At 58.6% G+C, this 22,640-nt stretch carries 22 protein-coding genes; 18 read left to right on the top strand and 4 right to left on the bottom strand.

Annotated elements, in window-relative coordinates; all coding sequences use genetic code 11:
* The first annotated feature begins 114 nt into the window (after positions 1 to 114).
* Positions 115 to 1,635 (top strand): acetaldehyde dehydrogenase ExaC, encoded by a 1,521-nt coding sequence (locus AQ621_RS13260; RefSeq protein ID WP_058341837.1) that lies wholly within the window; start codon positions 115 to 117, stop codon positions 1,633 to 1,635.
* A gap of 273 nt (positions 1,636 to 1,908) precedes the next feature.
* Positions 1,909 to 2,892: an acrylyl-CoA reductase (NADPH) gene (locus AQ621_RS13255; protein WP_058341836.1), complete on the top strand. Its 984-nt coding sequence runs from the start codon at positions 1,909 to 1,911 to the stop codon at positions 2,890 to 2,892.
* A gap of 1 nt (position 2,893) precedes the next feature.
* Here AQ621_RS13255 and AQ621_RS13250 read toward each other — a convergent pair whose 3' ends face one another.
* Positions 2,894 to 5,002: a NosR/NirI family protein gene (locus AQ621_RS13250; protein WP_058341835.1), complete on the bottom strand. Its 2,109-nt coding sequence runs from the start codon at positions 5,000 to 5,002 to the stop codon at positions 2,894 to 2,896.
* 228 nt (positions 5,003 to 5,230) lie between these two features.
* On the opposite strand from AQ621_RS13250, the gene pqqA reads away from it, so the two are divergent.
* The 10 genes from pqqA (at position 5,231) to AQ621_RS13205 (ending at position 15,098) form a co-directional block, all read left to right on the top strand.
* On the top strand, positions 5,231 to 5,302 hold the full coding sequence (gene pqqA, locus AQ621_RS17400; RefSeq protein WP_007153157.1) for a pyrroloquinoline quinone precursor peptide PqqA: 72 nt from the start codon (positions 5,231 to 5,233) through the stop codon (positions 5,300 to 5,302).
* 56 nt (positions 5,303 to 5,358) lie between these two features.
* Complete coding sequence (pqqB, locus tag AQ621_RS13245) at positions 5,359 to 6,276, top strand: pyrroloquinoline quinone biosynthesis protein PqqB (protein ID WP_058341834.1); 918 nt, start codon at positions 5,359 to 5,361, stop codon at positions 6,274 to 6,276.
* Between the two features lie 7 nt (positions 6,277 to 6,283).
* Positions 6,284 to 7,039: a pyrroloquinoline-quinone synthase PqqC gene (gene pqqC / locus AQ621_RS13240; protein ID WP_058342432.1), complete on the top strand. Its 756-nt coding sequence runs from the start codon at positions 6,284 to 6,286 to the stop codon at positions 7,037 to 7,039.
* A gap of 10 nt (positions 7,040 to 7,049) precedes the next feature.
* A complete protein-coding gene (gene pqqD / locus AQ621_RS13235; RefSeq protein ID WP_058341833.1) occupies positions 7,050 to 7,313 on the top strand; it encodes a pyrroloquinoline quinone biosynthesis peptide chaperone PqqD in 264 nt (87 codons plus the stop codon).
* The gene (pqqE, locus tag AQ621_RS13230; protein ID WP_058341832.1) at positions 7,310 to 8,449 is read left to right on the top strand and encodes a pyrroloquinoline quinone biosynthesis protein PqqE; all 1,140 of its coding nucleotides are present in this window, start codon (positions 7,310 to 7,312) and stop codon (positions 8,447 to 8,449) included. The genes pqqD and pqqE overlap by 4 nt, the downstream gene beginning before the upstream one ends.
* Before the next feature lie 55 nt (positions 8,450 to 8,504).
* Positions 8,505 to 10,268 carry a S9 family peptidase gene (locus AQ621_RS13225; RefSeq protein WP_058342431.1) on the top strand — a complete coding sequence of 588 codons (1,764 nt, stop codon included), beginning with the start codon at positions 8,505 to 8,507 and terminating at the stop codon, positions 10,266 to 10,268.
* Positions 10,269 to 10,337: 69 nt separating this feature from the next.
* Complete coding sequence (gene ercA, locus AQ621_RS13220) at positions 10,338 to 11,501, top strand: alcohol dehydrogenase-like regulatory protein ErcA (protein WP_058341831.1); 1,164 nt, start codon at positions 10,338 to 10,340, stop codon at positions 11,499 to 11,501.
* On the top strand, positions 11,485 to 13,155 hold the full coding sequence (locus tag AQ621_RS13215) for a hybrid sensor histidine kinase/response regulator (RefSeq protein WP_058341830.1): 1,671 nt from the start codon (positions 11,485 to 11,487) through the stop codon (positions 13,153 to 13,155). Before ercA ends, AQ621_RS13215 begins: the two co-directional genes overlap by 17 nt.
* Positions 13,156 to 13,215: 60 nt before the next feature.
* Positions 13,216 to 14,592, top strand: a complete 1,377-nt coding sequence (locus AQ621_RS13210) for a class II fumarate hydratase (protein WP_058341829.1) — start codon at positions 13,216 to 13,218, stop codon at positions 14,590 to 14,592.
* Positions 14,593 to 14,615: 23 nt separating this feature from the next.
* Entirely contained in the window at positions 14,616 to 15,098 is a 483-nt protein-coding gene (locus AQ621_RS13205; RefSeq protein ID WP_022988326.1) for a CDP-archaeol synthase, read from the top strand.
* Positions 15,099 to 15,103: 5 nt separating this feature from the next.
* Here the strand turns inward: AQ621_RS13205 and AQ621_RS13200 are convergent, their stop codons facing one another.
* Positions 15,104 to 16,078 carry a metallophosphoesterase gene (locus tag AQ621_RS13200; RefSeq protein WP_058341828.1) on the bottom strand — a complete coding sequence of 325 codons (975 nt, stop codon included), beginning with the start codon at positions 16,076 to 16,078 and terminating at the stop codon, positions 15,104 to 15,106.
* Between the two features lie 173 nt (positions 16,079 to 16,251).
* On the opposite strand from AQ621_RS13200, the gene msrA reads away from it, so the two are divergent.
* Genes msrA through AQ621_RS13185 form a run of 3 tightly spaced genes read left to right on the top strand, consistent with a single transcriptional unit; the run spans position 16,252 to position 18,108 of the window.
* Positions 16,252 to 16,902: a peptide-methionine (S)-S-oxide reductase MsrA gene (msrA, locus tag AQ621_RS13195; RefSeq protein WP_058341827.1), complete on the top strand. Its 651-nt coding sequence runs from the start codon at positions 16,252 to 16,254 to the stop codon at positions 16,900 to 16,902.
* Positions 16,903 to 16,912: 10 nt separating this feature from the next.
* Entirely contained in the window at positions 16,913 to 17,347 is a 435-nt protein-coding gene (gene msrB, locus AQ621_RS13190) for a peptide-methionine (R)-S-oxide reductase MsrB (RefSeq protein ID WP_058341826.1), read from the top strand.
* Positions 17,344 to 18,108: a lysophospholipid acyltransferase family protein gene (locus tag AQ621_RS13185; protein ID WP_058341825.1), complete on the top strand. Its 765-nt coding sequence runs from the start codon at positions 17,344 to 17,346 to the stop codon at positions 18,106 to 18,108. The genes msrB and AQ621_RS13185 overlap by 4 nt, the downstream gene beginning before the upstream one ends.
* Before the next feature lie 28 nt (positions 18,109 to 18,136).
* Here the strand turns inward: AQ621_RS13185 and AQ621_RS13180 are convergent, their stop codons facing one another.
* The gene (locus AQ621_RS13180) at positions 18,137 to 19,111 is read right to left on the bottom strand and encodes a calcium/sodium antiporter (protein WP_173637052.1); all 975 of its coding nucleotides are present in this window, start codon (positions 19,109 to 19,111) and stop codon (positions 18,137 to 18,139) included.
* A gap of 405 nt (positions 19,112 to 19,516) precedes the next feature.
* Between AQ621_RS13180 and mqo the strand changes: the two genes are divergently transcribed.
* Positions 19,517 to 20,998: a malate dehydrogenase (quinone) gene (gene mqo, locus AQ621_RS13175; protein ID WP_058341824.1), complete on the top strand. Its 1,482-nt coding sequence runs from the start codon at positions 19,517 to 19,519 to the stop codon at positions 20,996 to 20,998.
* A gap of 76 nt (positions 20,999 to 21,074) precedes the next feature.
* Here mqo and AQ621_RS13170 read toward each other — a convergent pair whose 3' ends face one another.
* Entirely contained in the window at positions 21,075 to 21,320 is a 246-nt protein-coding gene (locus AQ621_RS13170; RefSeq protein ID WP_058341823.1) for a hypothetical protein, read from the bottom strand.
* Between the two features lie 320 nt (positions 21,321 to 21,640).
* On the opposite strand from AQ621_RS13170, the gene AQ621_RS13165 reads away from it, so the two are divergent.
* Both AQ621_RS13165 and AQ621_RS13160 read left to right on the top strand, forming a co-directional pair.
* Positions 21,641 to 22,093, top strand: coding sequence for a helix-turn-helix domain-containing protein (locus AQ621_RS13165; RefSeq protein WP_058341822.1), 453 nt, complete (start codon positions 21,641 to 21,643; stop codon positions 22,091 to 22,093).
* 6 nt (positions 22,094 to 22,099) lie between these two features.
* Positions 22,100 to 22,543: a PIN domain-containing protein gene (locus AQ621_RS13160; protein WP_227508336.1), complete on the top strand. Its 444-nt coding sequence runs from the start codon at positions 22,100 to 22,102 to the stop codon at positions 22,541 to 22,543.
* Positions 22,544 to 22,640 lie beyond the last annotated feature (97 nt).

The raw sequence follows: 22,640 nt of genomic DNA, 5'->3' as shown, positions 1-22,640 counted from the left end.
CAGTGGTTCCCCTCCAACGAATCATTCACGAATCAGCGTGTGGCGACTACATTGAATACGTAAACGCGAAAGGCCGCGTTGCCAAGCGACAAACACAACAAAGAGGTCAACGTCATGATCTACGCACAACCAGGTAAGGAAGGCTCCGTTGTTTCATTCAAATCCCGCTACGAGAACTACATTGGCGGTGAATGGGTAGCGCCGGTAAAAGGCCAGTATTTCGAGAACATCACGCCGGTAACCGGCGAAGTTTTCTGTGAAATTCCGCGTTCCAGCGCTGAAGACATCGAGCTGGCGCTCGACGCCGCCCACAAGGCCGCGCCGGCCTGGGGCAAAACATCCCCTACAGAGCGTTCCAACATCCTGCTTAAAATTGCTGATCGTATCGAGGCCAATCTCGAAAAGCTGGCGGTGGCGGAGACCTGGGACAACGGCAAGGCCGTTCGTGAAACCCTGAATGCCGACATCCCGCTGGCGGCCGACCACTTCCGTTACTTCGCAGGCTGCCTGCGTGCCCAGGAAGGTCACATGGGTGAGATCGACCACAACACCGTAGCTTATCATTTCCATGAACCGCTGGGCGTGGTTGGTCAGATTATCCCCTGGAACTTCCCGCTGCTGATGGCGGCCTGGAAGCTGGGCCCATGCCTGGCCGCCGGTAACTGCACCGTGCTGAAACCCGCCGAGCAGACCCCGGCCAGCATCCTGGTGCTGATGGAAATCATTGGCGACTTGCTGCCGCCGGGCGTGCTCAACATTGTCAACGGCTACGGCATCGAAGCCGGCCAGGCCCTGGCCACCAGCAAGCGTATTGCCAAGATCGCCTTCACTGGCTCCACCCCGGTTGGCTCGCACATCCTCAAGTGTGCAGCCGAAAACATTATTCCGTCCACGGTTGAGCTGGGTGGCAAGTCCCCTAACATCTATTTCTCTGATGTGATGAAGGCAGAGCCGGAGTTCATCGACAAGTGCGTGGAAGGCCTGGTGCTGGCGTTCTTCAACCAGGGCGAAGTCTGCACCTGCCCGTCACGGGCGCTGGTTCAGGAAGATATGTTCGAAGAGTTCATGCAGAAAGTGGTTGAGCGCACCAAGGCCATCAAGCGTGGCAACCCGTTGGATACCGACGTTCAGGTGGGTGCCCAGGCATCCAAGGAGCAGTTCGACAAAATCATGTCGTACATGGAAATTGGTCGTCAGGAAGGCGCGGTTGTGCTGACCGGTGGTGACCGCGAGCATCTGGAAGGCGAGTTCAACAACGGTTTCTACATCCAGCCGACCCTGTTCAAGGGCGACAACAAGATGCGGGTGTTCCAGGAAGAAATCTTCGGCCCGGTGGTGGGCGTCACCACCTTCAAGACCGAGGAAGAAGCCCTGGCCATCGCCAACGACACCGAGTTTGGTCTGGGTGCCGGCGTGTGGACCCGCGACACCAATCTTGCGTACCGCATGGGCCGCAATATCCAGGCCGGTCGGGTCTGGATGAACTGCTACCACGCCTACCCTGCCCACGCGGCCTTCGGTGGTTACAAGAAGTCCGGTGTCGGCCGCGAGACCCACAAGATGGCGCTGGAACACTATCAGCAGACCAAGTGTATGTTGACCAGCTACGACACCAACCCTCTCGGGTTCTTCTGATCTGCAAGCGGCAGTTGGGGCCCGCCCGCCTGGGCCCCGTTTCGTGTGAAAGCACAGGGACTGTGTATTTGTTGGGCCCGGCACCTGCCGGGCTGCTCTTCGGAGCACGGGATAGATCTACCAACCTCTTCAGGCCCCTCCCAGGGCCTTTTTTTGTTCTCTGTTGTTAAAACGGTATACGCTACAGTGAGAATGGATCCACAAACTGTTTGTGTCTGGGGTTCGCCATCGTAAATCTGGCGTGTTCCTCGATAACTGATCTCTGGAGGGCAGATGTTCAAAGGTATTCTGATTGAAGGCAGTCGGGGCGATCAGCAGGTTTCTCTCAAATCCATTGATGAAGCACGGTTGCCGGAAGGCGATGTGACAGTGGATGTTGCGTACAGCACCCTGAACTACAAGGACGGCCTGGCTATTACCGGCCGAGCGCCCATCGCCAAGACCTATCCGATGGTTCCGGGCATCGACCTGGCTGGTGTGGTGACTGAATCGTCCAACCCCGACTTCAAGGCCGGAGACGAAGTGGTGCTCAATGGCTGGGGAGTGGGTGAGAAACACTGGGGCGGCCTGGCCCAGAAAGCCCGGCTTTCGGGTGACTGGCTGATCCCGCTGCAGGCGCCGTTCACGGCCCGCCAGGCCATGGCCATCGGCACCGCGGGTTACACCGCCATGCTGTGTGTCATCGCCCTGGAGAAACACGGCGTTAAGCCAGAATCCGGCGACATCCTGGTAACCGGTGCTACAGGTGGTGTTGGCAGCGTGGCGGTGGCCATTCTGGCCAAGCTGGGCTACTCGGTGACTGCGGTAACGGGCAGGCCGGAAGAGGAAACTTACCTGAAATCCCTGGGTGCCAAACAGATTCTGGACCGGGCCGAATTGAGTGAGCCGGGCAAACCGCTGGCCCGGGAAACCTGGGCAGGTGCTGTGGATGTGGCCGGCGGCCAGGTACTGGCCAATGTTTGTGCGGGCATGAAGTATCACGGGGTAGTGGCCGCGTGTGGCCTGGCAGCCGGCATGGATCTTCCGGCAACCGTGGCTCCGTTCATCCTGCGTGGCGTGACCCTGTGTGGCATCGACAGTGTGATGGCCCCGAAAGCGGACCGGGTGTATGCCTGGAAGCGCCTGGCCGAGGATCTGTCTCCGGAACTGCTGGACAGCATGATCACCGAAGTGGCCTTTGATGATGCCATCGACGCCGCTGGCCGGCTGATGGATGGCAAGATTCGTGGTCGTATCGTAATCCCCGTGGCGGGCTGAATCAGGCCCCGACCGCATCCGTGGCCAGGATCCGTGCCTGTTTTTGCCGTTGTTTGTTGCGAACAATGGCATCCACGCACTGGTTCTGGTCACGCAATATCACCACACATTCCAGGCACTGGATGCACTCGTCATAGTCCACCCGACCATCCTTGCGAATGGCGTTAATGCCACACTCGTTCTTGCAGTGCTGGCAGGGCTGCCCGCAGCGTTTGACCCGTTCCAGCCAGCTGAACAGACGGAAGCGCCCCAGCACCGCCAGCCCTGCACCCAGCGGGCACAGGTAGCGGCAGTAGAACTTGTGGATGAACATGCCGATGGCCAGCAGGGCCAGGGCATAGACCACGAACGGCCAGTAACGCACAAAGTACAGGGTGATGCTGGTTTTGAATGGCTCAACCTCCGCTAACTGCTCCGCTAGCGTTAACGAATGGAAAGCGGTGCCAACCAGAATCAGCAGAATCGGGTATTTCAGTAATATCAGCCGGCGGTGCCACTGTTCCGGGACTCTGACCTGGCGCAACCCGAGCTTCTGGCCCAGCCAGGACAGCATTTCCTGTAGCGCCCCGAACGGACACAGCCAGCCGCAGAACAGCCCCCGCCCCCAGATAAAGAGAGTGACGAAGGTGTACGTCCAGAGAATGAAAATAATCGGATCCAGCAGGAACACGTTCAGGGAAAAACCGTCCCAAAGCGCCAGAAACAGCGTGTAGATGTTCACCACGGAAAGCTGGCCCTGGGCATAGAAGCCAATAAAGAACAGGGTGAAGAACAAAAAGCCCCACCGAAACCGGTGTACCAGTTTCGGGTAACGGGTCAGGGTTTTCTGGCGGGCAAAGAACACGGTTAATAAGGCCAGGCTTGTTACCAGCAGACTGATTTGCCACCAGCGCTCTTTCCACAGGCCCACCCAGACCGGCTCTCTGCCCTGGTGCGGGTCGGGCTCCAGCTCCACGGTTTCAAACAGCTCGCCGGCAAAGGTGACGGGCATGGTGAAGCGGGCGTTGTCGGATACCAGGTGGTTGCGCGGCAGCGACACATCCAGGTGAAAACCTGACTCAGCACCCGGGTTGAACCCGGCATTGCCGCCTATCCGGAACAGGTTCATGGCATCCATGGCTGGCGCCCCCTGCGCCGCAATGGTTTGCCCCGGTTCCAGCCAGTTCAGGTCGCGCATTTCGATGGCTAGCTGGCCCTGATTCAGGCCAATCCGGCTGGGAGTGCTGCCGGGTACAAAGTCCGGACTGATGTGGGGGTATACCCCGCGCGACAACACCAACATTACCTTGCCCTGATCGGCCAGTCGTTGCCTGAAGGCCTTGTAGGCCTGGTCGCCCAGCAGGTTTCTGCCCACCATGGGGGAATTCATGTAGGCGTAGTAAACCTCTGAAAAGGGTTCTCCGGGTACAGGTTCAAGATCCATCGGGTAGTCAGATAGAGACCGCCCGACTTCGGCTTCTACCGCCTCGGCAGACAGCGTGGCTTTGTGGATATAGCCGCGATCCAGCATCTGCTGCCAGGTCAGTGGCTCATAGAAATCCTGCCGGGCCCTGGTTGGCGTGGCCTGTGCAAAGCCTTCCAGTTTTTTGCGTGCCACCTGCAGTGCAGATGACAGAACACTGTCGTTGATGATCAGTACGGAGACAGTCGCCTTGCTGACACCATCGAAGTACACCTGATTGCCGCTGTTGTTGCGGGCAGAACGGCTCGAGGCCTGGACAATGATCTGCTCGGTCAGGGAGCGTCCTTCGTACTGGTCGACAAACTCGGTTAGCGGCCCTTCCCCAAGGCCATGGAGGAAGACCGGCTCGTGATGGTGGAGTACTTTTACTCCGGTGAACCGGCCTTTGGTGTCCAGCCCGATCATCATGGTGATGGGTTTACCGGCGAAGCCCTGAAGTTTCACGAAATCGGTGGAAACGTAGGCGTAGCCTAGAAGTTCCTGTAGTTGATACACCGGGTATACCGGAAAATCGGGCAGTTTGTCCTCAATCACCGTGGCGGAGGGGAACAGGTCCTGGATGACGGCTCGGGTTTCTTCCGGCGGCTCTGTGGCGTGGCTGTGGGAAGACAACACCAGCAGGATCATAAGCAACACGCGCCCGACCATGAGACTTCTCCTGACATTATTATTGTATCTGTCACATGTTAGGAGCCTGCCGGATAGCCTCAATAGAACCTCCGGGCCAAAGCGCTGCTACTTTAAGGCGGGCGAAAACAGTTCCAAAGTACCATATGGTTGCCCGACCTCTGTCATTAGCATGAAACCGTACCCTTGGCTTTTGCACGGGTGCCGATACATGCAACGCACTAATAATCATGACAAGAGGTGAACATCATGTGGACCAAGCCAGCTTATGAAGACCTTCGCATCGGTTTCGAAGTAACCATGTACTTTGCCAACCGCTGAGAGCACAGACAGCCAGCTCCGTGCTGGCTGTCTGATTTCTGCCCAGGAGGTCTCCCATGCAGATTCGAATTCTGGGTTCCGGGGCGGGCGGCGGTTTTCCCCAGTGGAACTGTAATTGCCGGAATTGTTCCGGTTTCCGCAACGGCACTCTCAAGGCCCGCGCCCGTACACAGTCATCCATTGCCATCAGTGAAGACGGCGAGTACTGGATTCTGTTCAACGCATCGCCGGACATCCGTGCACAGCTGGCAGACTTTCCCGCCATGCAGCCGGCCCGGGCACTCCGGGACACCGGTATCTCTGCCATTGTTCTGATGGATAGCCAGGTGGACCACACCACCGGCCTGCTATCCCTCCGCGAGGGGCTGCCACTGGACATCTGGTGCACAGCTCAGGTGCGCGATGACCTGAGCAGCGGTTTTCCCTTGTTCAAGATGCTCCAGCACTGGAATGGTGGGTTGAACTGGTGCGAAATTAACCCGTCCGAACAGCAACCGTTCAGTATTCCATGTGCTCCGTCGATCGAACTGACGGCCATTCCACTGCTCAGCAATGCGCCGCCTTACTCACCAAGGCGTGATAATCCGCATCCGGGGGACAACATCGGGCTGTTCATCCGAGACCGGGTGCGCAACCAGTCCCTGTTGTACGCTCCGGGCCTTGGCCAGCCGGATGAGCGTATCCGGGCCTGGATGCAGCGGGCGGATGTTTTGCTCGTAGATGGCACCGTGTGGCACGACGATGAAATGATCCGGCAGGAGGTGGGAACCCGTACCGGCCAGCAAATGGGACACCTGGCCCAGGCCGGCGAAGGCGGTATGATCGAGCTGCTCGACAGTCTGCCAGCCAGCCGCAAGATACTTATTCACATCAACAATACCAATCCGATCCTGGACGAAGACTCACCCGAGCGTGCCTATCTGGCTGCCCACGGTATCGAAGTGTCCTGGGATGGTATGCACATTGATCTGTGAGGTTGCCATGAACGCCAGAGCCAATACTCCGCTAAACCGCACAGACTTTGAGCAGGCGTTGCGGGCAAAAGGGGCTTACTACCACATCCATCATCCCTTTCACCGAGCCATGTACGGTGGTGATTGCTCGCCAGAACAAATCCGTGGCTGGGTCGCCAATCGTTATTACTACCAGATTAAGATTCCCCAGAAAGACGCCGCCATTATGGCGAACTGCCCGGATGCCTCGGTGCGCCGGCTGTGGTTGCAGCGGATTCTGGACCATGATGGCCACAGTGATGACGCCGGCGGCATCGAGGCCTGGTTGTTGCTGGCGGAAGCCGTAGGCCTCAGCCGTGAGGAAGTCGTTGACCAGCGCCATGTGCTGCCGGGCGTGCGGTTTGCGGTGGATGCCTATCTCAACTTTGCCCGCCGTGCCAGCTGGCAGGAGGCCGCGTGTTCGTCACTGACCGAACTGTTTGCGCCGGAGATCCACCAGTCCCGGCTGGACAGCTGGCCGGATCACTACCCGTGGATTGAGGCGGATGGATATCGCTACTTCCGCAAACGCCTGTCGGAAGCTCGTCGTGACGTGGAACACGGGCTCTCGATTACCCTTGATCATTTTGTTACCGAGACGCAGCAACACCGGGCGCTGGAAATCCTGCAATTCAAACTGGATATTCTGTGGACCATGCTGGATGCCATGTCGATGGCCTATGTACACAAGACGCCCCCGTACCACACAGTCACCGGTGAGCAGGTCTGGCACCGGGGCTTGTAAGGAGAGTGCCATGGAGACCATTCCAAGATTGCGCCGTGGCTTCCGGTTCCAATGGGAGCCTGCCCAGCAGAGCCATGTGTTGTTGTATCCGGAAGGCATGGTCAAGCTCAATGACAGTGCCGGTGCGATTCTGGCCGAGGTGGATGGTGTGAAATCCCGGGCCGATATTGTGGCTGCGCTGGAAGCACGGTTCCCCGATGCGGGGGCTTTGTCGGACGACGTCTTCGCCTTCCTGGATGAGGCGAGCCGCCAACACTGGATCGAGTGGCTATGACAAATTCCCATACTGACCATAAGATCGGCCCGCCCCTGTGGCTGCTGGCGGAACTGACCTACCGTTGCCCGCTGCAATGTCCCTATTGCTCAAACCCTCTGGATTATGCCAGTCAGGAGCAGGAACTCTCGACCCAGCAGTGGCTGGATGTCTTGCAGCAAGGGCGTGCCCTGGGGGCGGCCCAGCTCGGTTTTTCCGGCGGTGAGCCGCTGGTTCGCCAGGATTTGCCGGAGCTTATTGGCGGCGCCCGGGAGCTTGGTTACTACACTAACCTGATCACTTCTGGCCTCGGATTGACCGAAACCAAGGTGAAGGCGTTCGCCGATGCCGGGCTGGATCATATCCAGGTCAGCTTCCAGGCCTCCGACCCGGAACTGAACAACGCAGTAGCAGGTTCCCGTAAAGCCTTCCAACAGAAGCTGGCCATGGCCCGCGCTGTCAAGGAAGCCGGTTATCCGATGGTGCTGAACTTTGTGATCCACCGGCACAATATCCACCAGATGACGGATATTCTGGCCCTGTGCGAGAACCTCGGGGCAGACTATGTGGAACTTGCCACTTGCCAGTATTACGGCTGGGCTTTTGCTAACCGGGAGGGGTTGATGCCATCCCGGGCTCAGCTGGCGGAAGCAGAAACCCGGGTAAACCGTTACCGGGCAGAGTTGGTCGAGCGGGACCACCCCATGAAAGTGATCTTCGTGACGCCGGATTATTATGAGGAGCGCCCCAAAGCCTGCATGAACGGCTGGGGTAGCCTGTTTCTCACGGTGGCTCCGGACGGTACCGCCTTGCCCTGCCATAGCGCCCGTTTGCTGCCCATCGAGTTTCCGAATGTAACGCAGGCCTCGCTGGAAGATATCTGGTACCGAAGCCCGGGGTTTAACCACTACCGTGGTGACGGCTGGATGCCCGAGCCCTGCCGTTCCTGTGACGAGAAAGACAAGGACTTTGGTGGCTGCCGCTGCCAGGCTTACCTGCTCACCGGCAACGCGGATAATGCTGACCCGGTTTGCGCCAAGTCGCCTCAACATGACCGGATCCTGGCCGCCCGCACCGCGGCAGACCATGCCACTGCAGGGCTGGAAGATCTCACCTACCGAAATGCCCGCAATTCCCGTGTGTTTTGCCGAAGCTGAACCGTTGTCCTCCCAGGAAGCCTGCCGGGCATTTCAGCAGTGCGCGGAACTTCAGGTGTCTGGAGGTTCTGTGTTCTGGCTGGCCTCCGAGCCTGAAGCCGGTGGCACGGCGCTCTGGTGTTATAGCCGGCAGGGTAGCCGAAGGCTCGACACCGGAGGTAGTGTTCGCAGCCGCCTGAATAGCTATGGCGGTGGCGCCTATGCGGTGATGGACGGCGTCGTATGCTGGATATCCGAGGACCAGCATCTCTGGGTTATGGATCTGGATAACGGCCATAGACGCAAGCTTGTGGGCACTCGAGGAGCTGTCTGGGGTGGAGTGGTGGCAGATTCACTGCGCAACCGCTGGCTCGCTGTTCGTGAGTGCCACGGCCGGCAGGCATTGGTGGCGATCGATCCCGATGGAAGGTTATCGGTGCTGCATGACCATTTTGACTTCTACGGTGCGCCGACGGTTTCCTGCGATGGCCGTGAGCTGGCTTGGGTCAGCTGGATGCTGCCAAATATGCCCTGGGATCAGTCCTTTCTGTGCACGGCCGCTGTTGGGGAACCTGGTGAGCTGACCCGGGTTGCCCGCACTGCACCTCCCGGTGGAGGCTCTGTCCAGCAACCTCAGTATGTCGGTAATCGGCTTTGGGTGATCTCTGATCACCAAGGGTGGTGGCAGCCGTTTTGGGTCTGCCAGGCAAACGGACAGTGGGTGTGGCAGCCTGGTAGTACGGCGGAAGCAGACCATGCCAATGCTCCCTGGCAGCTGGGTGAGCGCCATGCCTGCCGGCTACCGTCAGGCTGGGCCAGGGTTCGGTACCGGAACGGAATTGCTGAGCTCTGGCTTGAGCGTGAGGGTGGCCAGCAACGGGTTGCCGAAAGGTTCAGTGATTTTCGTTCACTGGCAAGGCTGGAAAACGACCTTCTGTGCATTGCCCGCAGTCCGGACCGTACCGACAGCATACTGCGGATTTGTCCGGCAACCGGGCATTTCGAGGTTTTGTTTGGCGGCCAGCGGCCATGGACAGAGATAGTCCCTGTGTCGCCGGAAAGCATCGTGGTGCCCGCTGGCCAGGACAGCCGGTATGCATTGCAGGGCTTTTTCTATCCACCCTCCGGCGCGTCCCTGAACCGAAACGGGGGCAAACCACCTTTGATCCTGATCGCCCATGGTGGGCCCACCTCAGCAGCCTATGCCATTTTCAATCCACAGATTCAGTACTGGTGCCAGCGAGGTTTTGCGGTAGCCGAAGTGAACTACACCGGCAGCACCGGATTTGGCCGGGCTTTTCGCCAGGCCCTTGCTGGTCAGTGGGGCCTGGCAGACGTGGCGGACATGTTCCGGATGGCGGATTACCTGGTTGACCGGGGGCGGGCAGATCCGCAGCGCTTGTTTATTCAGGGGCGCAGCTCCGGTGGTTATACTGCGTTGATGGCTGCCATGGCGCCCGGGAGCAGGCTCAGCGGCCTGGCCAGCCTTTACGGGGTAACCGATCCGTTGCGGTTGCGGGAATCTACCCACCGGTTTGAATCCGGCTATCTGGACTGGCTGCTTGGGCCGGCGGGAGAGGATGGTGCGTATTGGAAGCAGAAAACGCCCCAGCGGATGGCTGAGCGCATTTCATGCCCGGCCATCTTCTTTCAGGGCGGGCAGGATCCTGTTGTGGTGCCGGAACAAACCCGGAGCATGGTAAACGCCATGCGAAAGGTCGGGAAGCCGGCGCAGCTGGTATGGTTTGAGCATGAAGCCCATGGCTTCCGGTGTTCAGGTAACCAGGCGCAGATGCTTGACCGGCTTTGGTGTTTCTACTCTAAACCAAATGCTCAATGAAGCACCTCGAAACTTGAGTTAGTATGTCAGCAATTCCTATAACAACAAGCTGGTTGCATCAGACGCCTTATGAGCTACGACATATCTGCACTGCGTAAATTTGTCTCTCCGGAAATCGTTTTCGGCGCCGGTTCCCGCCGTTCGGTGGCTAATTTCGCGAGTAACTTCGGTGCCCGCCATGTGTTTCTTGTGTCGGACCCCGGTGTGTCGGAAGCTGGCTGGGTAGGAGAGATTGAAACACTGCTGCTGGATGCAGGCCTGCGCTGCACCACCTTCACGGATATTTCTCCTAACCCCAAGGTTGACGAAGTTATGGCCGGCGCCGAGCTGTACCGGTCCAGCGAGTGCGATGTCATTGTGGCTATTGGTGGCGGCAGTCCGATGGACTGTGCCAAGGGCATCGGCATTGTGGCCACTCACGGCCGGCATATTCTGGAATTTGAAGGGGTGGACACCATTACCAATCCCCCTCCACCGATGATTCTGATTCCCACCACTGCGGGCACATCGGCAGACGTTTCACAGTTTGCGATCATTTCTGACCCTGGCCGGCGCTTCAAATTTTCTATTATCAGCAAGGCGGTGGTACCTGATGTTTCGTTGATTGACCCGGAAGTCACTGAAACCATGGGGGCCTATCTTACCGCCTGCACCGGTGTCGATGCCCTGGTGCACGCTATCGAGGCCTTTGTATCCACCGGCAGCGGGCCGCTCACCGATACCCACGCCCTGGAGGCCATCCGGCTGATTAACCGTAACCTGGAGCCTTTGGTGGCCAATCCGGCAGACCCGGTGTTGCGGGAACAGATTATGCTGGCTTCGATGCAGGCCGGGCTGGCTTTCTCGAACGCCATTCTCGGGGCTGTGCATGCCATGTCCCACAGCCTGGGCGGCTTCCTGGATTTGCCCCATGGCCTTTGCAATGCCTTGTTGCTGGAGCATGTGGTGGCCTACAACTTCCCGTCGACTGAGGATCGTTTCCGCCGTGTTGCAGAGGCTATGGATATTGATACCCGTGGAATGAGTAATGCCCACGTGAAAAAACGCTTGATGGAGAGGATTGTCCTACTCAAGCGGAAAGTGGGACTGGAGGCCAGGCTAAAGGAATTGGGCGTAACCAGCTCAGACATCCCCTACCTGTCTGGTTATGCCCTGAAGGACCCGTGCATCCTGACCAACCCCCGAAAATCTTCTCTGCGGGACGTTCAGGTGGTTTATGAAGAAGCCCTCTGACCCCGGCGAAAACAGGTATGGTATTGGCGACTTGCTTGGGCTGGGCAGTCAGTCTGTACGTAAGAGCTATTACCCGGCACTGCAGGATCGGATAGAAGAGCTGGAACAGGAACGTAACCGTTACAAGTGGCTGTTTGAAAACGCGCTGCATGGGATTTTCCAGGCCGACCTCAGAGGTGGTTTTGTGGCGTGCAACCCGGCCATGGCTCGTATCTGCGGCTATGACAGCCCAGAGCAGCTCAGGGCCCGGGTAATCCGGCTTCGGGAACAGCTGTTTTGCAGCTCCTCAGAGTTTGACGCAATTCGCCAGGCCTTGCTCGATGAAGGAAGTTTGAATGCCCGTGAAACCCGGTTCCAGCGCTCAGACCAGACTCCCGTGCATGTGGCAGTTACCTTGCTGCGCCGGCCGGATCTGGGGCCGGAGGTAGTTGAAGCCTTTGTTGCCGACATTACCGACCGCGTGCAGGCTCGGCAGAAGCTTGAACAGTTGAATGCGGAACTTGAGCGCAGGGTTGAAGAGCGCACCGAAGAGCTTCAGAACGCCAATCGCAGCAAAGACAAGTATCTTGCCGCAGCCAGCCATGACCTGTTACAGCCGCTGAATGCAGCTCGGCTGATGATTTCGGCCCTGCAGGACAGCCATTTGCCTGATAAAGAAGGGCGGATGGTGGAACAGGTTCACCGTGCGCTGGAAGGGGCGGAGGATCTGCTGGCAGATCTGCTGGACATTTCAAAGCTTGACCAGCAAGCCATGAAGCCGGACTTGGTGTATACCGATATGGATGCGCTGGTGAGAGGGCTCGGGGCCGAGTTTGAAGCCGTTGCCGAGAACGCCGGACTGGATTTTCGGGTGCGTTCATTACCTGCCATGGTACAGACTGACCAGCGTATGTTGACTCGAATCATCCGGAATCTTCTCAGCAATGCGTTCCGATACACCCGGACGGGCGGCGTGCTGTTGGCCCTGCGCCGCCGTGCAGATACCCTGAAGGTAGAGGTATGGGATACCGGCGTCGGAATAGAGCCGGCCAAGCTGCGGGATGTTTTCAGAGAGTTTCACCAGATCGTTCCTCAAGGTTCCGGTGGCCGGCAGGGTGTCGGGCTTGGGCTTGCCATTGTGGAACGTATGGTAAGGGTCCTGGACTACCGCATTGATGTGGCATCGAGGCCAGATACCGGTTCGCGCTTCACCCTGACACTTCCCCTCGCTTCAGCTCCTAGCCTGCAGGCCTGGTTTCGGCCGGTCATACCGGAGCCTCCCGGTAATGGTTTTGACGGAGTGTCTGTGCTTGTTATAGACAATGAGCCTGCGGTCCTCGAGAGCATGCAGGCGCTGCTGGAACGCTGGGGATGCAGGGTAATGACGGCCACCAGCCGGGTTCAGGCGTTGGAACGGCTTGCGCAGGATGGTGGTCGCCCGGACGCACTTCTGGTCGATTACCACCTTGATCATGATTTGACCGGATTCGACGCAATTTACGGGGTTCGCAAGTATCTGAAAGCCGATATCCCTGCCGCAGTGATAACTGCAGACCGGAGTGACGAAGCCCGCTCGTTGCTTAGGGCCCAGTATCTTCCCGCACTGAATAAACCTGTCAAACCCAACCGGTTACGGGCTCTGCTAACCAGCCTTCTCGCAACGGGTACTGTCTGACAGGCGACAATATTTGAGTTACCGTTGCAGGAGCAAACGGAATACCTACAGGAGAAACCGGTGACCGACTACAGAACCGAACAGGACAGTCTGGGCGAAGTGGCAGTACCCGCAGAAGCCCTCTGGGGCGCCCAGACCCAAAGGGCCATCGACAACTTTCCGGTCAGCGGCCAGCCCATGCCGGCCGATTTCATCAAGGCGGTGGTACTGGTGAAGTGGTCTGCCGCCCAGGCTAATGCTTCCCTGGGCTTGCTGGATGCGCCCTGTCGGGATGCCATTGTGCAGGCCTGCGGTCGCCTGAGCATGGGCGAGTTTGCTGACCAGTTTCCGGTTGACCGCTACCAGACCGGGTCCGGCACCAGTACCAATATGAACGTGAACGAAGTGGTAGCCGCCATCGCCCGCCAGCAGGGCGTGGATGTGCATCCCAATGATCACGTGAACATGAGCCAGAGCTCGAACGATGTGATCCCCACGGCCATCCACATCAGCTCGGTGCTGGCGGTAAAGAACAAGTTGCTGCCAGCCATCTCGCACCTTCGCGGGGTGATTTACCAGCGCGAGGGTGAGATGGCAGGGCAGGTGAAAACCGGGAGAACCCACCTGATGGATGCCATGCCCGTTACCCTTGGCCAGGAACTGAAAACCTGGCGGGAACAGCTGGCAGCAGTCGAAAAGCGGCTTGAAGCGGCGATGGACGAGCTGGCAGACCTGCCCCAGGGGGGCACGGCGGTCGGCACCGGGGTAAATGCCGCTTCCGAGTTTGCCGGGCAGTTCATCAAGTTCCTCAAGATAAACAGTGGCTACAGTTTTCGATCCCTCAACCACAAGTTCGTAGCCCAGAGTGCGGTGGATGCGCCGGTGGCGCTGTCGGCCCAGCTCAGGGGGCTTGCGGTGGTGCTGACCAAGATCGCCAACGATCTGCGCTGGATGAACAGCGGCCCCATTCATGGCTTATCAGAGATCAGCTTGCCGGCGCTGCAGCCGGGCAGCAGCATCATGCCCGGCAAGGTAAACCCGGTCATTCCGGAATCGGTGGCCATGGTTGGAGCCCAGGTGATGGGGCTGGATAACGCCGTGGCCATGGCGGGCCAGTCCGGCAATTTCCAGCTGAACGTGATGCTGCCGCTGGTGGGCGCCAATCTGCTGGATATGATCGGCTTGCTGGCCAATGCCACAACCATGCTGGCCGACAAGGCCATTCAGGGCTTTACGGTCAATGCCGATAACCTGAATGCCGGTGTGGGGCGCAACCCCGTGCTGGTGACGGCCCTGAACCCGGAGATCGGCTATGCCCTGGCGGCGGACATTGCCAAGGAAGCCTACCGCACCGGCCGGCCGGTGATTGATGTGGCGGAAGAACGCAGTGGCCTGAGCCGTCAGCGTTTGGAAGAGCTGATGGATCCGCTCAAGCTGACCCGTGGAGGGCTCGCCTGAGCCAGTCCCGCCGGAGGTAACCCGTGCTGTTGTCGCTGGAGTTGTTTGTCATGCTGGTTCTGGCCAACGGTTCTCCGGTGGTGGTGGCCCGGCTGTTGCACAATCGCTGGGACTGGCCGGTAGATGGTGACCGGCTATGGCGTGACGGCCGGCCGGTGTTTGGCCACAGCAAAACCTGGCGCGGGCTGGCCTCCGGTGTGCTGTCCTGTCTGTTATTCGCGGCCTGGCTGGGGCTGGGGTGGATTTTCGGGGCGCTGTTCGGCTTCCTGTCGTTGCTGGGGGATTTGCTCAGCAGTTTTATTAAGCGCCGTGCAGGGTTGGTGTCCAGTTCCCGCGCCCTGTGGCTGGATCAGTTGCCGGAAGCCCTGTTGCCCATGCTGATGGCCTGGTACTGGTTGCCGCTGGCGTTATGGCAGGCGGTTGTGGTGGCTGTGCTGTTTGCCATTGCCAACGTGGTGGTGTCGCCGCTGCTGTTCCGGCTGGGTATCCGCAAGCAGCCTCACTGAGGGCCTCAGGCCGGGCCCCGGGTGAGGGTATGCAGTGTCACTTCCGGCGGGCAGTTCAGCCGCACATTCAGCACCGAGGTTCCCGCCCCCGGCGAGGTATACCCCTGCATACCGTTCACCTGCCAGGAGCCCTTGCCGAGCCTGCGGGGACAGTCGGAGTCGAGGGTGACCGGAATGCCGCCGGGCAGGCAGATCTGCCCCCCGTGGGTGTGGCCGCATAAAAACATGTCATAGCCCGCGTGGGCCGCTTCGCGCCAGATTTCAGGCGTGTGGCTGAGCAGCAGGCTGATACCGCCTGCGGGAATGTCGTCGCCGGCCCGGTGCAGGTTGTGCACTTTGTAGTAATGGGCGTCGTCTACTCCGGCCAGGTAAATCCTGGCCTGTTCCCGTTCCAGTGGCACCATTTCATTCATCAGCAACCGGTAGCCCATGTCTTCCAGTGCCGGAACCATGCGCACGCTGTCGTGGTTGCCCAGCACCGCGTAGGTGTCTCCCCGGATCGCCTCCCGGAGCTTTTCCATGCCCGCCAGGGCGGCATCTACCGGGCCCCAGGTGCGCTGGCGATAATCGCCGGTCAGTACGCACAGATCGTAGTCCAGTGGTTCAATCTGGCGGATGACGGCTTGCAGGTTCTGCTCGTCCATATCCACGTGCAGGTCGGTCAGGTGCAGTATCCTGAAACCTTCAAAGGCCTCGGGCAGGTCTGGCAGCACGAAGCTGTTGTGGGCAGTTCGCAGTTTGCGGCTGTTGCTCTGGGCCCGGTTAAACAGACCGACCGCCTGCAGGCAAAAACGGATGAAACCCGGCGCATTGGCGAGGTTTTCCAGGTGAAATGATCGCTTGTCGCGGCCCAGAACCAGGGCTTCGGATTCCTGCTCTATGCCCAGGCGCTGGCGGGCGTGTACCGGCCCCAGCCGAAGGCTTAGGCGGTAATGGAGAAGCTCGTCCTGATCTTCCGGTTCGCGGACTTTTGCTGTCATGCTGTTTCCCTGATGCCGAGCGGGGTCTTATCGCTGGCCCCTGTTTTCATTATGGTGGCTGACAGGGCATGTGCAACCGCCCTGACATAATTTCATGTTGCGGTTGTGTCTGTTTATCATCGGTGGTCGTATACACGGGTATAACCTGTGCAACCAGAAACTGGAGACAAACTATGACCGAAAGCTGCAATATTCCGGGCCTGAATGTGCCGCGCAGCAGGTTCCCGACCCCGGAACAGGAACTGCCTGAAACCGGCAGCGAAGCCCATGTGGTGCTGGCCGGTGGTTGCTTCTGGTGCGTGGAAGCGGTGTTCCTGGCTATCGACGGAGTTACCCGGGTTGAATCCGGCTATGCCGGCGGTTCGGCTGACACGGCGAATTATGAGGCGGTCTGTTCCGGCAGCACCGGTCATGCTGAAGTGGTAGATGTGCACTACAACCCGGAAAAGGTCGGTTTCGGCGAACTGCTGCGGGTGTTTTTCTCGGTGGCCCACGACCCGACCCAGCTGAACCGGCAGGGCAACGACATCGGCAGCCAGTATCGGTCTGCCGTATTCTATGAAACCGATGCCCAGAAGCAGCTGGTGCAGGCCTACATCCGGCAACTGGATGAGTCCGGCGTTTACCCGGCACCGGTGGTTACCACCCTGGAGCCGCTGACGGCGTTTTACCCGGCCGAGGCGCACCACCAGAACTTTGCGGCCCGTAATCCGTACCAGCCTTATATCATGGCCGTAGCCGCCCCGAAGATGGAAAAGCTGGCCAGCGCATGGCCGGACCGACTAAAACCCGAATTCAGCCAGGACGACCCGGACCTGGCCTGAGGAGAATGCAATGAGTGTATCGGCATCAGGCTATGACCTGACCCCGCTGAGCGAAGCGGACATTGAAGACAAGGCCAGCGCACTGAGCGCGGAAGAGCGACGGGTGTTGCTGGACCACGGCACCGAGCACCCGTTCTGCGGTACCCTGCTGGACAACAAGAAGACCGGGGTATACCACTGCCGGCTGTGTGACCTGCCGTTGTTCAGCTCCGATGCCAAGTTTGATTCCGGCACAGGCTGGCCGAGCTTCTTCCAGCCGTTTGACCCGGAACATATCCGCTACATTGAGGACACCAGCTTTGGCATGGTGCGAACCGAGATCCGCTGTGCCCGCTGCGACAGCCACCAGGGCCATGTGTTCCCCGATGGTCCGCCACCCACCGGTCAGCGGTATTGCCTGAATTCGGTGTCTCTGGTGTTCCGGGAGACAGAGCATTCAGCATGAAACGACTGAACTTGAGCCCGTTAACTGAATCGGCAACCCTGCTGCGGCGCGCGGCTGTGGTGCTGGGGTCTGTGGGATTGACGGCGCTTTATTCGTTGCTGGTTTTATTACGGGCTCTGTTCGGCAAGCTGGACCGGCGGATTGTCGACAAGTACTGCCGGGAGTGGTCTGCCGCGTTGCTGAAACTGGTACGAACCAGCCTGACCGTTCGCGGGGAGGTTCCGGACTTCAACGACGGCCGGCGGTATATCATCATGAGCACCCATGCCAGTCACTACGATATTCCGGTCAGCTTTGTTTCGCTGCCCGGCTCCATTCGTATGCTCGCGAAGAAAGAACTGTTCAAGATCCCTTTGTTAGGCCAGGCCATGGCGGCCGCCGAGTTTCCGTCCATAGACCGTTCCAACCGGCAAAATGCCGTGCATGACCTGGACCGGGCGCGGGCGATGATGGAGAGCGGGATAGTGCTGTGGGCGGCGCCTGAAGGTACCCGGTCACCGGATGGTAACTTGCTGCCCTTCAAGAAGGGGTGTTTCCACCTGGCGCTGGACACCGAAGCGGTGATTGTTCCGGTGGCCATCCGGGGTATTCACCGGGTGCTGCCCGCCCGGAGCATGCAGATTAACCTCGGGCAGCCAGTCGATGTTCGGGTAGGAACGCCCATCGATACGGCAGGAAAATCCAAGGAAGACCTGGCCGGGGTCATGGAAGAAGTGCGCCAGCGGCTGGAAGAGTTACTGGGGGATGGCGAGGCTGGCTGATGCGCCAGCCTCGCGGACGGCAAGTGGTTCAGCTTGCTGCCATGGTGGAGAACAAATAACCGGTGTAACCAACGTACACCAGCAGCAACAGGGCACCATCTACCCTTGATATCAGCTTGCGCCAGCCGGTCAGGCCGAAGCCCATCACCAGCAAGGCCAGTGTCAGCCCGAACATCAGGGTCCAGTCCCGGTAGAGTACTTCCGGGGCGACCGACAGCGGCTCAATAACAGCGGCAAGGCCCACTACAGCCAGGGTGTTGAAAATCCCGGAACCCAGAATGTTGCCAAGGATCAGGTCGTGCTCGTTCTTCTTTACTGCGGCCAGTGCCGATGCCAGTTCCGGCAAGGAGGTACCGATCGCGACGATGGTCAACCCGATAATCAGGTCGCTGATGCCCAGGCTCTGGGCGATGGTTACCGCGCCCCAGACCAGAATCCGGGAGCTGACAATCAACAGAACCAGCCCGACCACCAGCCAGGTGATGGCGCTTTTCAGGGGCATGGGGTGAGCGATCATCTCGGTTTCGGTGTCCCCGGCTAGCGGATCTTCCTTGCCCTGATAACCCTGGTAGATAGACCAGCCCATAACGGCCGCAAAAACACCCAGCAGCACCCAGCCATCAAGCCGTGACAGTTCGCCGTCCAGCAGTTGTGCACCGGCAATCAGGGTCAGCACCAGCAGCAGTGGCAGCTCCTTGCGGATAACCTGGGAATGCACGGCAATGGGCGCGATGATGGCGGTCAGGCCGACAATCAGGGCAATGTTGGTAATGTTCGAACCGTAGCCGTTCCCCAGGGCCAATCCCGGGTTGCCATCTGAAGCCGCCATGGCAGAGACCGCCAGTTCCGGTGCCGAGGTGCCGAAGCCGATAATCACCATGCCAATCAGCAAGGTAGGCATGCCCAGGTGCTTGGCCGTGGCGGCCGCACCTTCCACAAATTTGTCTGCACTCCAGACCAGCAGTACCAGCCCGGCAATAATGGCACCTATAGCCATTAACATAGGAAGACCTCGTTAGGTTCAGGTTGTCGCCGCAGGTTACGCAGGCGAGGTCACAGTTGGCGCACAAAGATACAGTAAGTGGGCGTTTCAGGTCAGCCCCCGGGCTATCGGAAATACCGCTATACGGGGTGATCCGCATAGGCCCCTGGCCGGTATCAGACTAAAGTGGCGCTGATATTGTTAACAAAACAGGCGAGAATTGCCGCAAACAAAATAGTTTGCCCGACACACGTCGATTGACAATCGCAATTTATTATTCCGTTAAAAATCGGGATAATCGCGCTCAATCTCATACCGGAAGCATACGGCAGCGCCGTCTACCTCGCGCCCGACCGGCTTCCGACAGGCCGCTTTGCTGATCGTGGAGTGGCATCAGGCTTCAACACTAAGCTAGGGTGAAAACCAATGGCCGTAAGACAGGCAGACGTAGTGCTGGTCGGAGGGGGCGTCATGAGCGCTACTCTCGGCATGATGCTCAGGCAGCTGGATCCGTCTCTGGACATCGTCATGGTGGAGCGTCTTGACCACGTTGCCCATGAAAGCACCGATGGATGGAATAATGCAGGCACCGGCCACGCCGGCTACTGCGAACTGAACTACACCCCCGAAACCGAAAACGGCGATGTTGAAATTGCCCGGGCTTTGCAGATCAACGCACAGTTCGAGGTTTCCCTGCAGTTCTGGTCTTACCTGGTAGAGCAGGGCATTCTGCCCGAGCCGTCCACCTTTATTAACCGCACGCCGCACCAGAGTTTTGTCTGGGGCGAGAAAGACGTTGCCTTCCTCAAGCGCCGTTTCCAGAAGCTGAAAGCCCACCACCTGTTCCGGGAAATGGAATACACCGAAAACCCGGAAGACCTGGCTGAGTGGATGCCACTGGTTGTCAGCAATCGGGACCCGATGCAGAAAGTTGCCGCTACCCGCATCAAGCACGGTTCTGATGTGGACTTCGGTTCACTGACCCGCAGCATGGTGAAGTGGCTGGAAACCCAGCCCAATTTCGAACTGATGCTCAGCTGCCCGGTGCACTACATCGACCAGCGTGACAACGGCCGCTGGAAAGTCCGGGTGAAGAACCAGAAAACCGGTGAGCTGACCAAGCTGGAAGCCGGTTTTGTATTCCTGGGTGCCGGTGGTGGTGCGTTGCCGCTGCTGCAGAAGTCCGGTATTGACGAAGCCCGCGGTTACGGTGGTTTCCCGGTCAGTGGCCAGTGGCTGGTTTGCCAGAAGCCGGATGTGGTCAAAGCCCACCATTCCAAGGTTTACGGCAAGGCGCCGATTGGCGCGCCGCCCATGTCGGTTCCGCACCTGGACACCCGGATCATCAACGGTGAGCCGGCGCTGCTGTTCGGACCGTTTGCCGGCTTCACCACCCGCTTCCTGAAGCAGGGCTCGGTGTTTGACTTGTTTGGTTCGGTGCGGGCGACCAACCTGCGGCCAATGCTGTCGGTGAGCAAGAGCAACATGGACCTTACCAAGTATCTGATCGGCGAAGTGTTCCAGTCCCACACTGACCGTGTGGAATCCCTGCGCAACTTCTTCCCGGATGCCCAGGAAGACGACTGGGCCCTGCAGATGGCTGGCCAGCGGGTGCAGATCATCAAGCAGACCGCCGAAGGTGGCGGCAAGCTGGAGTTTGGTACCGAGATCGTGGCGGCCAAAGATGGTTCGCTGGCGGCGCTGCTGGGTGCTTCCCCGGGCGCGTCTACCGCAGCCAATGCCATGCTGAATGTATTGGAGCGCTGCTTCCCCGAGAAGATGCAGTCTGCCGATTGGCAGGAGCGCATGAAAGAGCTGGTGCCGTCATACGGCCAGACCCTGGTGGAAGACGAGCAGTTGCTGAACAAGGTGCGGGAGCGTACGCTTTCAACCCTGAAGCTGGGCTGATACTGCAACAAAAAACCGGGTGCTTGCCTTGGCAAACCACCCGGTTTTCATCCGATCGAAATCTCTCTTCCTGAATTCAGAGTTTGCCGAAAGCTGCATCAAAATCTTTGGCGGCAGCGTCGGTAAATTCAAAGTTCTTGCGAATGTAAGCCAGGGTGGCCTTCTCGGTATCGGTCACGCCCGGGCCATCCTGGGCAGATTTGAACAGATCGGCGACCTCATCCTTCGATAACTTGCCTTCACCTCGCCCGGTTGTGTGTTTGCGGGCCAGATCGAGCAGTTCTTTTTCGTATTTTTGTCCGTCTATCGTTTCGTAAGCCATAACAATACAAACTCCGTTTCCAGTGATTCGACACCCGGACTGCCTGTTGTGGCGCCGGGTAACCGCGGGCGAAAGGCTGTGCCATCCAACTGGCCTATCGGTTTTATCCAAGCACAGGGTTTGGGGTTGTGCAAATAATGGGCAGGTTGTTTTGGTGGGACATAAACGAAAAAGCCCCGGTTTACTGGTCACCACATCCAAGCTTTCGCGCAACAGTCTCGGCCTGCGTCGGGTTATCAATTGTTTGTTTCGTTTGTTTCGTTTGTTGGTTATAGTGCTCCTTTATATATTTGTCGCTTTCACATCAGGGGGGAGATGCGATGTCTGCTCAGAAAATTGTGCATTTGCCTACGGCGGCCGAGGTGGAAGAGGCCAAACTCTCCAGTCGCACCCTGTCCAAGTACGCCGATGTAGATCGAGTACAGCTTTCGCTACGCGGCAGCAACGGCGAGTCTGACGAGTTGGTGCTGCCGGGGCATGTATTGCAGATTTTATTGGACGTACTGGCGGAGGTGTCTCAGGGCAATGCCATCAGTTTGATCCCCTATCATCAGGAAATCAGCACGCAGGATGCGGCCAACCTCCTGAACGTCAGCCGCCCGTTCCTTGTGCGGCTTTTGGAAGCTGGGGATATACCCTTCCGGAAGGTGGGTGCTCACCGGCGAGTTAAGCTGCAGGACGTATTGAGCTACAAGGAGCGGGTAGACGGCCAGCGGCAAGCAACACTGGACGAGCTGGCGCAACTGTCACAGGACGAGGGAATGGGATACTGACAGGTAATGAGTAAATTTACCGCCGTTTACGATGCCTGTGTTCTGTATCCGGCGCCATTGAGAGATGCGCTAATGCGGCTGGCATTAACTGACCTGTTCAAGGCGCACTGGACAGATCGCATCCACGACGAGTGGATCAACGCGCTATTGAGGGCGAAAAAACATTCGCCGGAAAGTTTGTTGCGGGTGAAGGAGCTGATGGATCGGCACGTGCGAGATGCAAAAGTTTACGGTTACGAACCGCTTATTGAGGGGCTGGACCTTCCGGATCCGGATGATCGACATGGCGCCAACGGTGTGTTGTCGTGCCTTTCAGGCCCAGCGGTCGGCACTGAAGAATCCGTCGCTCAGTGTCGATACCTTTCTGGCAACGCTGCAAAAGCAGCAATTACCCCAAACAGTTTCGAAGCTTCGGGAGTTTGCGGATTTTCTCTAACCACAGGTTCCTGAATGGAACACATGGGTTTGGCTGCTAACCCGGTGGAGCACTAGAGGCCGAAACTCCACAGACTGCATGTTAAGGAACTGCCGAGAAAACCTCGGTGGT

Origin of the sequence: Marinobacter sp. P4B1, assembly GCF_001447135.1 — a bacterium.
GTDB classification, from domain to species: Bacteria; Pseudomonadota; Gammaproteobacteria; order Pseudomonadales; family Oleiphilaceae; genus Marinobacter; species Marinobacter vinifirmus.
This window is presented reverse-complemented; position numbering and strand designations above follow the sequence as displayed.

Excerpts from the sequence above, each read along its gene's own strand:
- AQ621_RS13260 (WP_058341837.1), top strand. The coding sequence starts at position 115 with ATGATCTACGCACAACCAGGTAAGGAAGGCTCCGTTGTTTCATTCAAA.
- AQ621_RS13255 (WP_058341836.1), top strand. The coding sequence starts at position 1,909 with ATGTTCAAAGGTATTCTGATTGAAGGCAGTCGGGGCGATCAGCAGGTT.
- AQ621_RS13250 (WP_058341835.1), bottom strand. The coding sequence starts at position 5,002 with ATGGTCGGGCGCGTGTTGCTTATGATCCTGCTGGTGTTGTCTTCCCAC.
- pqqB (WP_058341834.1), top strand. The coding sequence starts at position 5,359 with ATGCAGATTCGAATTCTGGGTTCCGGGGCGGGCGGCGGTTTTCCCCAG.
- pqqC (WP_058342432.1), top strand. The coding sequence starts at position 6,284 with ATGAACGCCAGAGCCAATACTCCGCTAAACCGCACAGACTTTGAGCAG.
- pqqD (WP_058341833.1), top strand. The coding sequence starts at position 7,050 with ATGGAGACCATTCCAAGATTGCGCCGTGGCTTCCGGTTCCAATGGGAG.
- pqqE (WP_058341832.1), top strand. The coding sequence starts at position 7,310 with ATGACAAATTCCCATACTGACCATAAGATCGGCCCGCCCCTGTGGCTG.
- ercA (WP_058341831.1), top strand. The coding sequence starts at position 10,338 with ATGAGCTACGACATATCTGCACTGCGTAAATTTGTCTCTCCGGAAATC.
- AQ621_RS13215 (WP_058341830.1), top strand. The coding sequence starts at position 11,485 with ATGAAGAAGCCCTCTGACCCCGGCGAAAACAGGTATGGTATTGGCGAC.
- AQ621_RS13200 (WP_058341828.1), bottom strand. The coding sequence starts at position 16,078 with ATGACAGCAAAAGTCCGCGAACCGGAAGATCAGGACGAGCTTCTCCAT.
- msrA (WP_058341827.1), top strand. The coding sequence starts at position 16,252 with ATGACCGAAAGCTGCAATATTCCGGGCCTGAATGTGCCGCGCAGCAGG.
- msrB (WP_058341826.1), top strand. The coding sequence starts at position 16,913 with ATGAGTGTATCGGCATCAGGCTATGACCTGACCCCGCTGAGCGAAGCG.
- AQ621_RS13185 (WP_058341825.1), top strand. The coding sequence starts at position 17,344 with ATGAAACGACTGAACTTGAGCCCGTTAACTGAATCGGCAACCCTGCTG.
- AQ621_RS13180 (WP_173637052.1), bottom strand. The coding sequence starts at position 19,111 with ATGTTAATGGCTATAGGTGCCATTATTGCCGGGCTGGTACTGCTGGTC.
- mqo (WP_058341824.1), top strand. The coding sequence starts at position 19,517 with ATGGCCGTAAGACAGGCAGACGTAGTGCTGGTCGGAGGGGGCGTCATG.
- AQ621_RS13170 (WP_058341823.1), bottom strand. The coding sequence starts at position 21,320 with ATGGCTTACGAAACGATAGACGGACAAAAATACGAAAAAGAACTGCTC.
- AQ621_RS13165 (WP_058341822.1), top strand. The coding sequence starts at position 21,641 with ATGTCTGCTCAGAAAATTGTGCATTTGCCTACGGCGGCCGAGGTGGAA.
- AQ621_RS13160 (WP_227508336.1), top strand. The coding sequence starts at position 22,100 with ATGAGTAAATTTACCGCCGTTTACGATGCCTGTGTTCTGTATCCGGCG.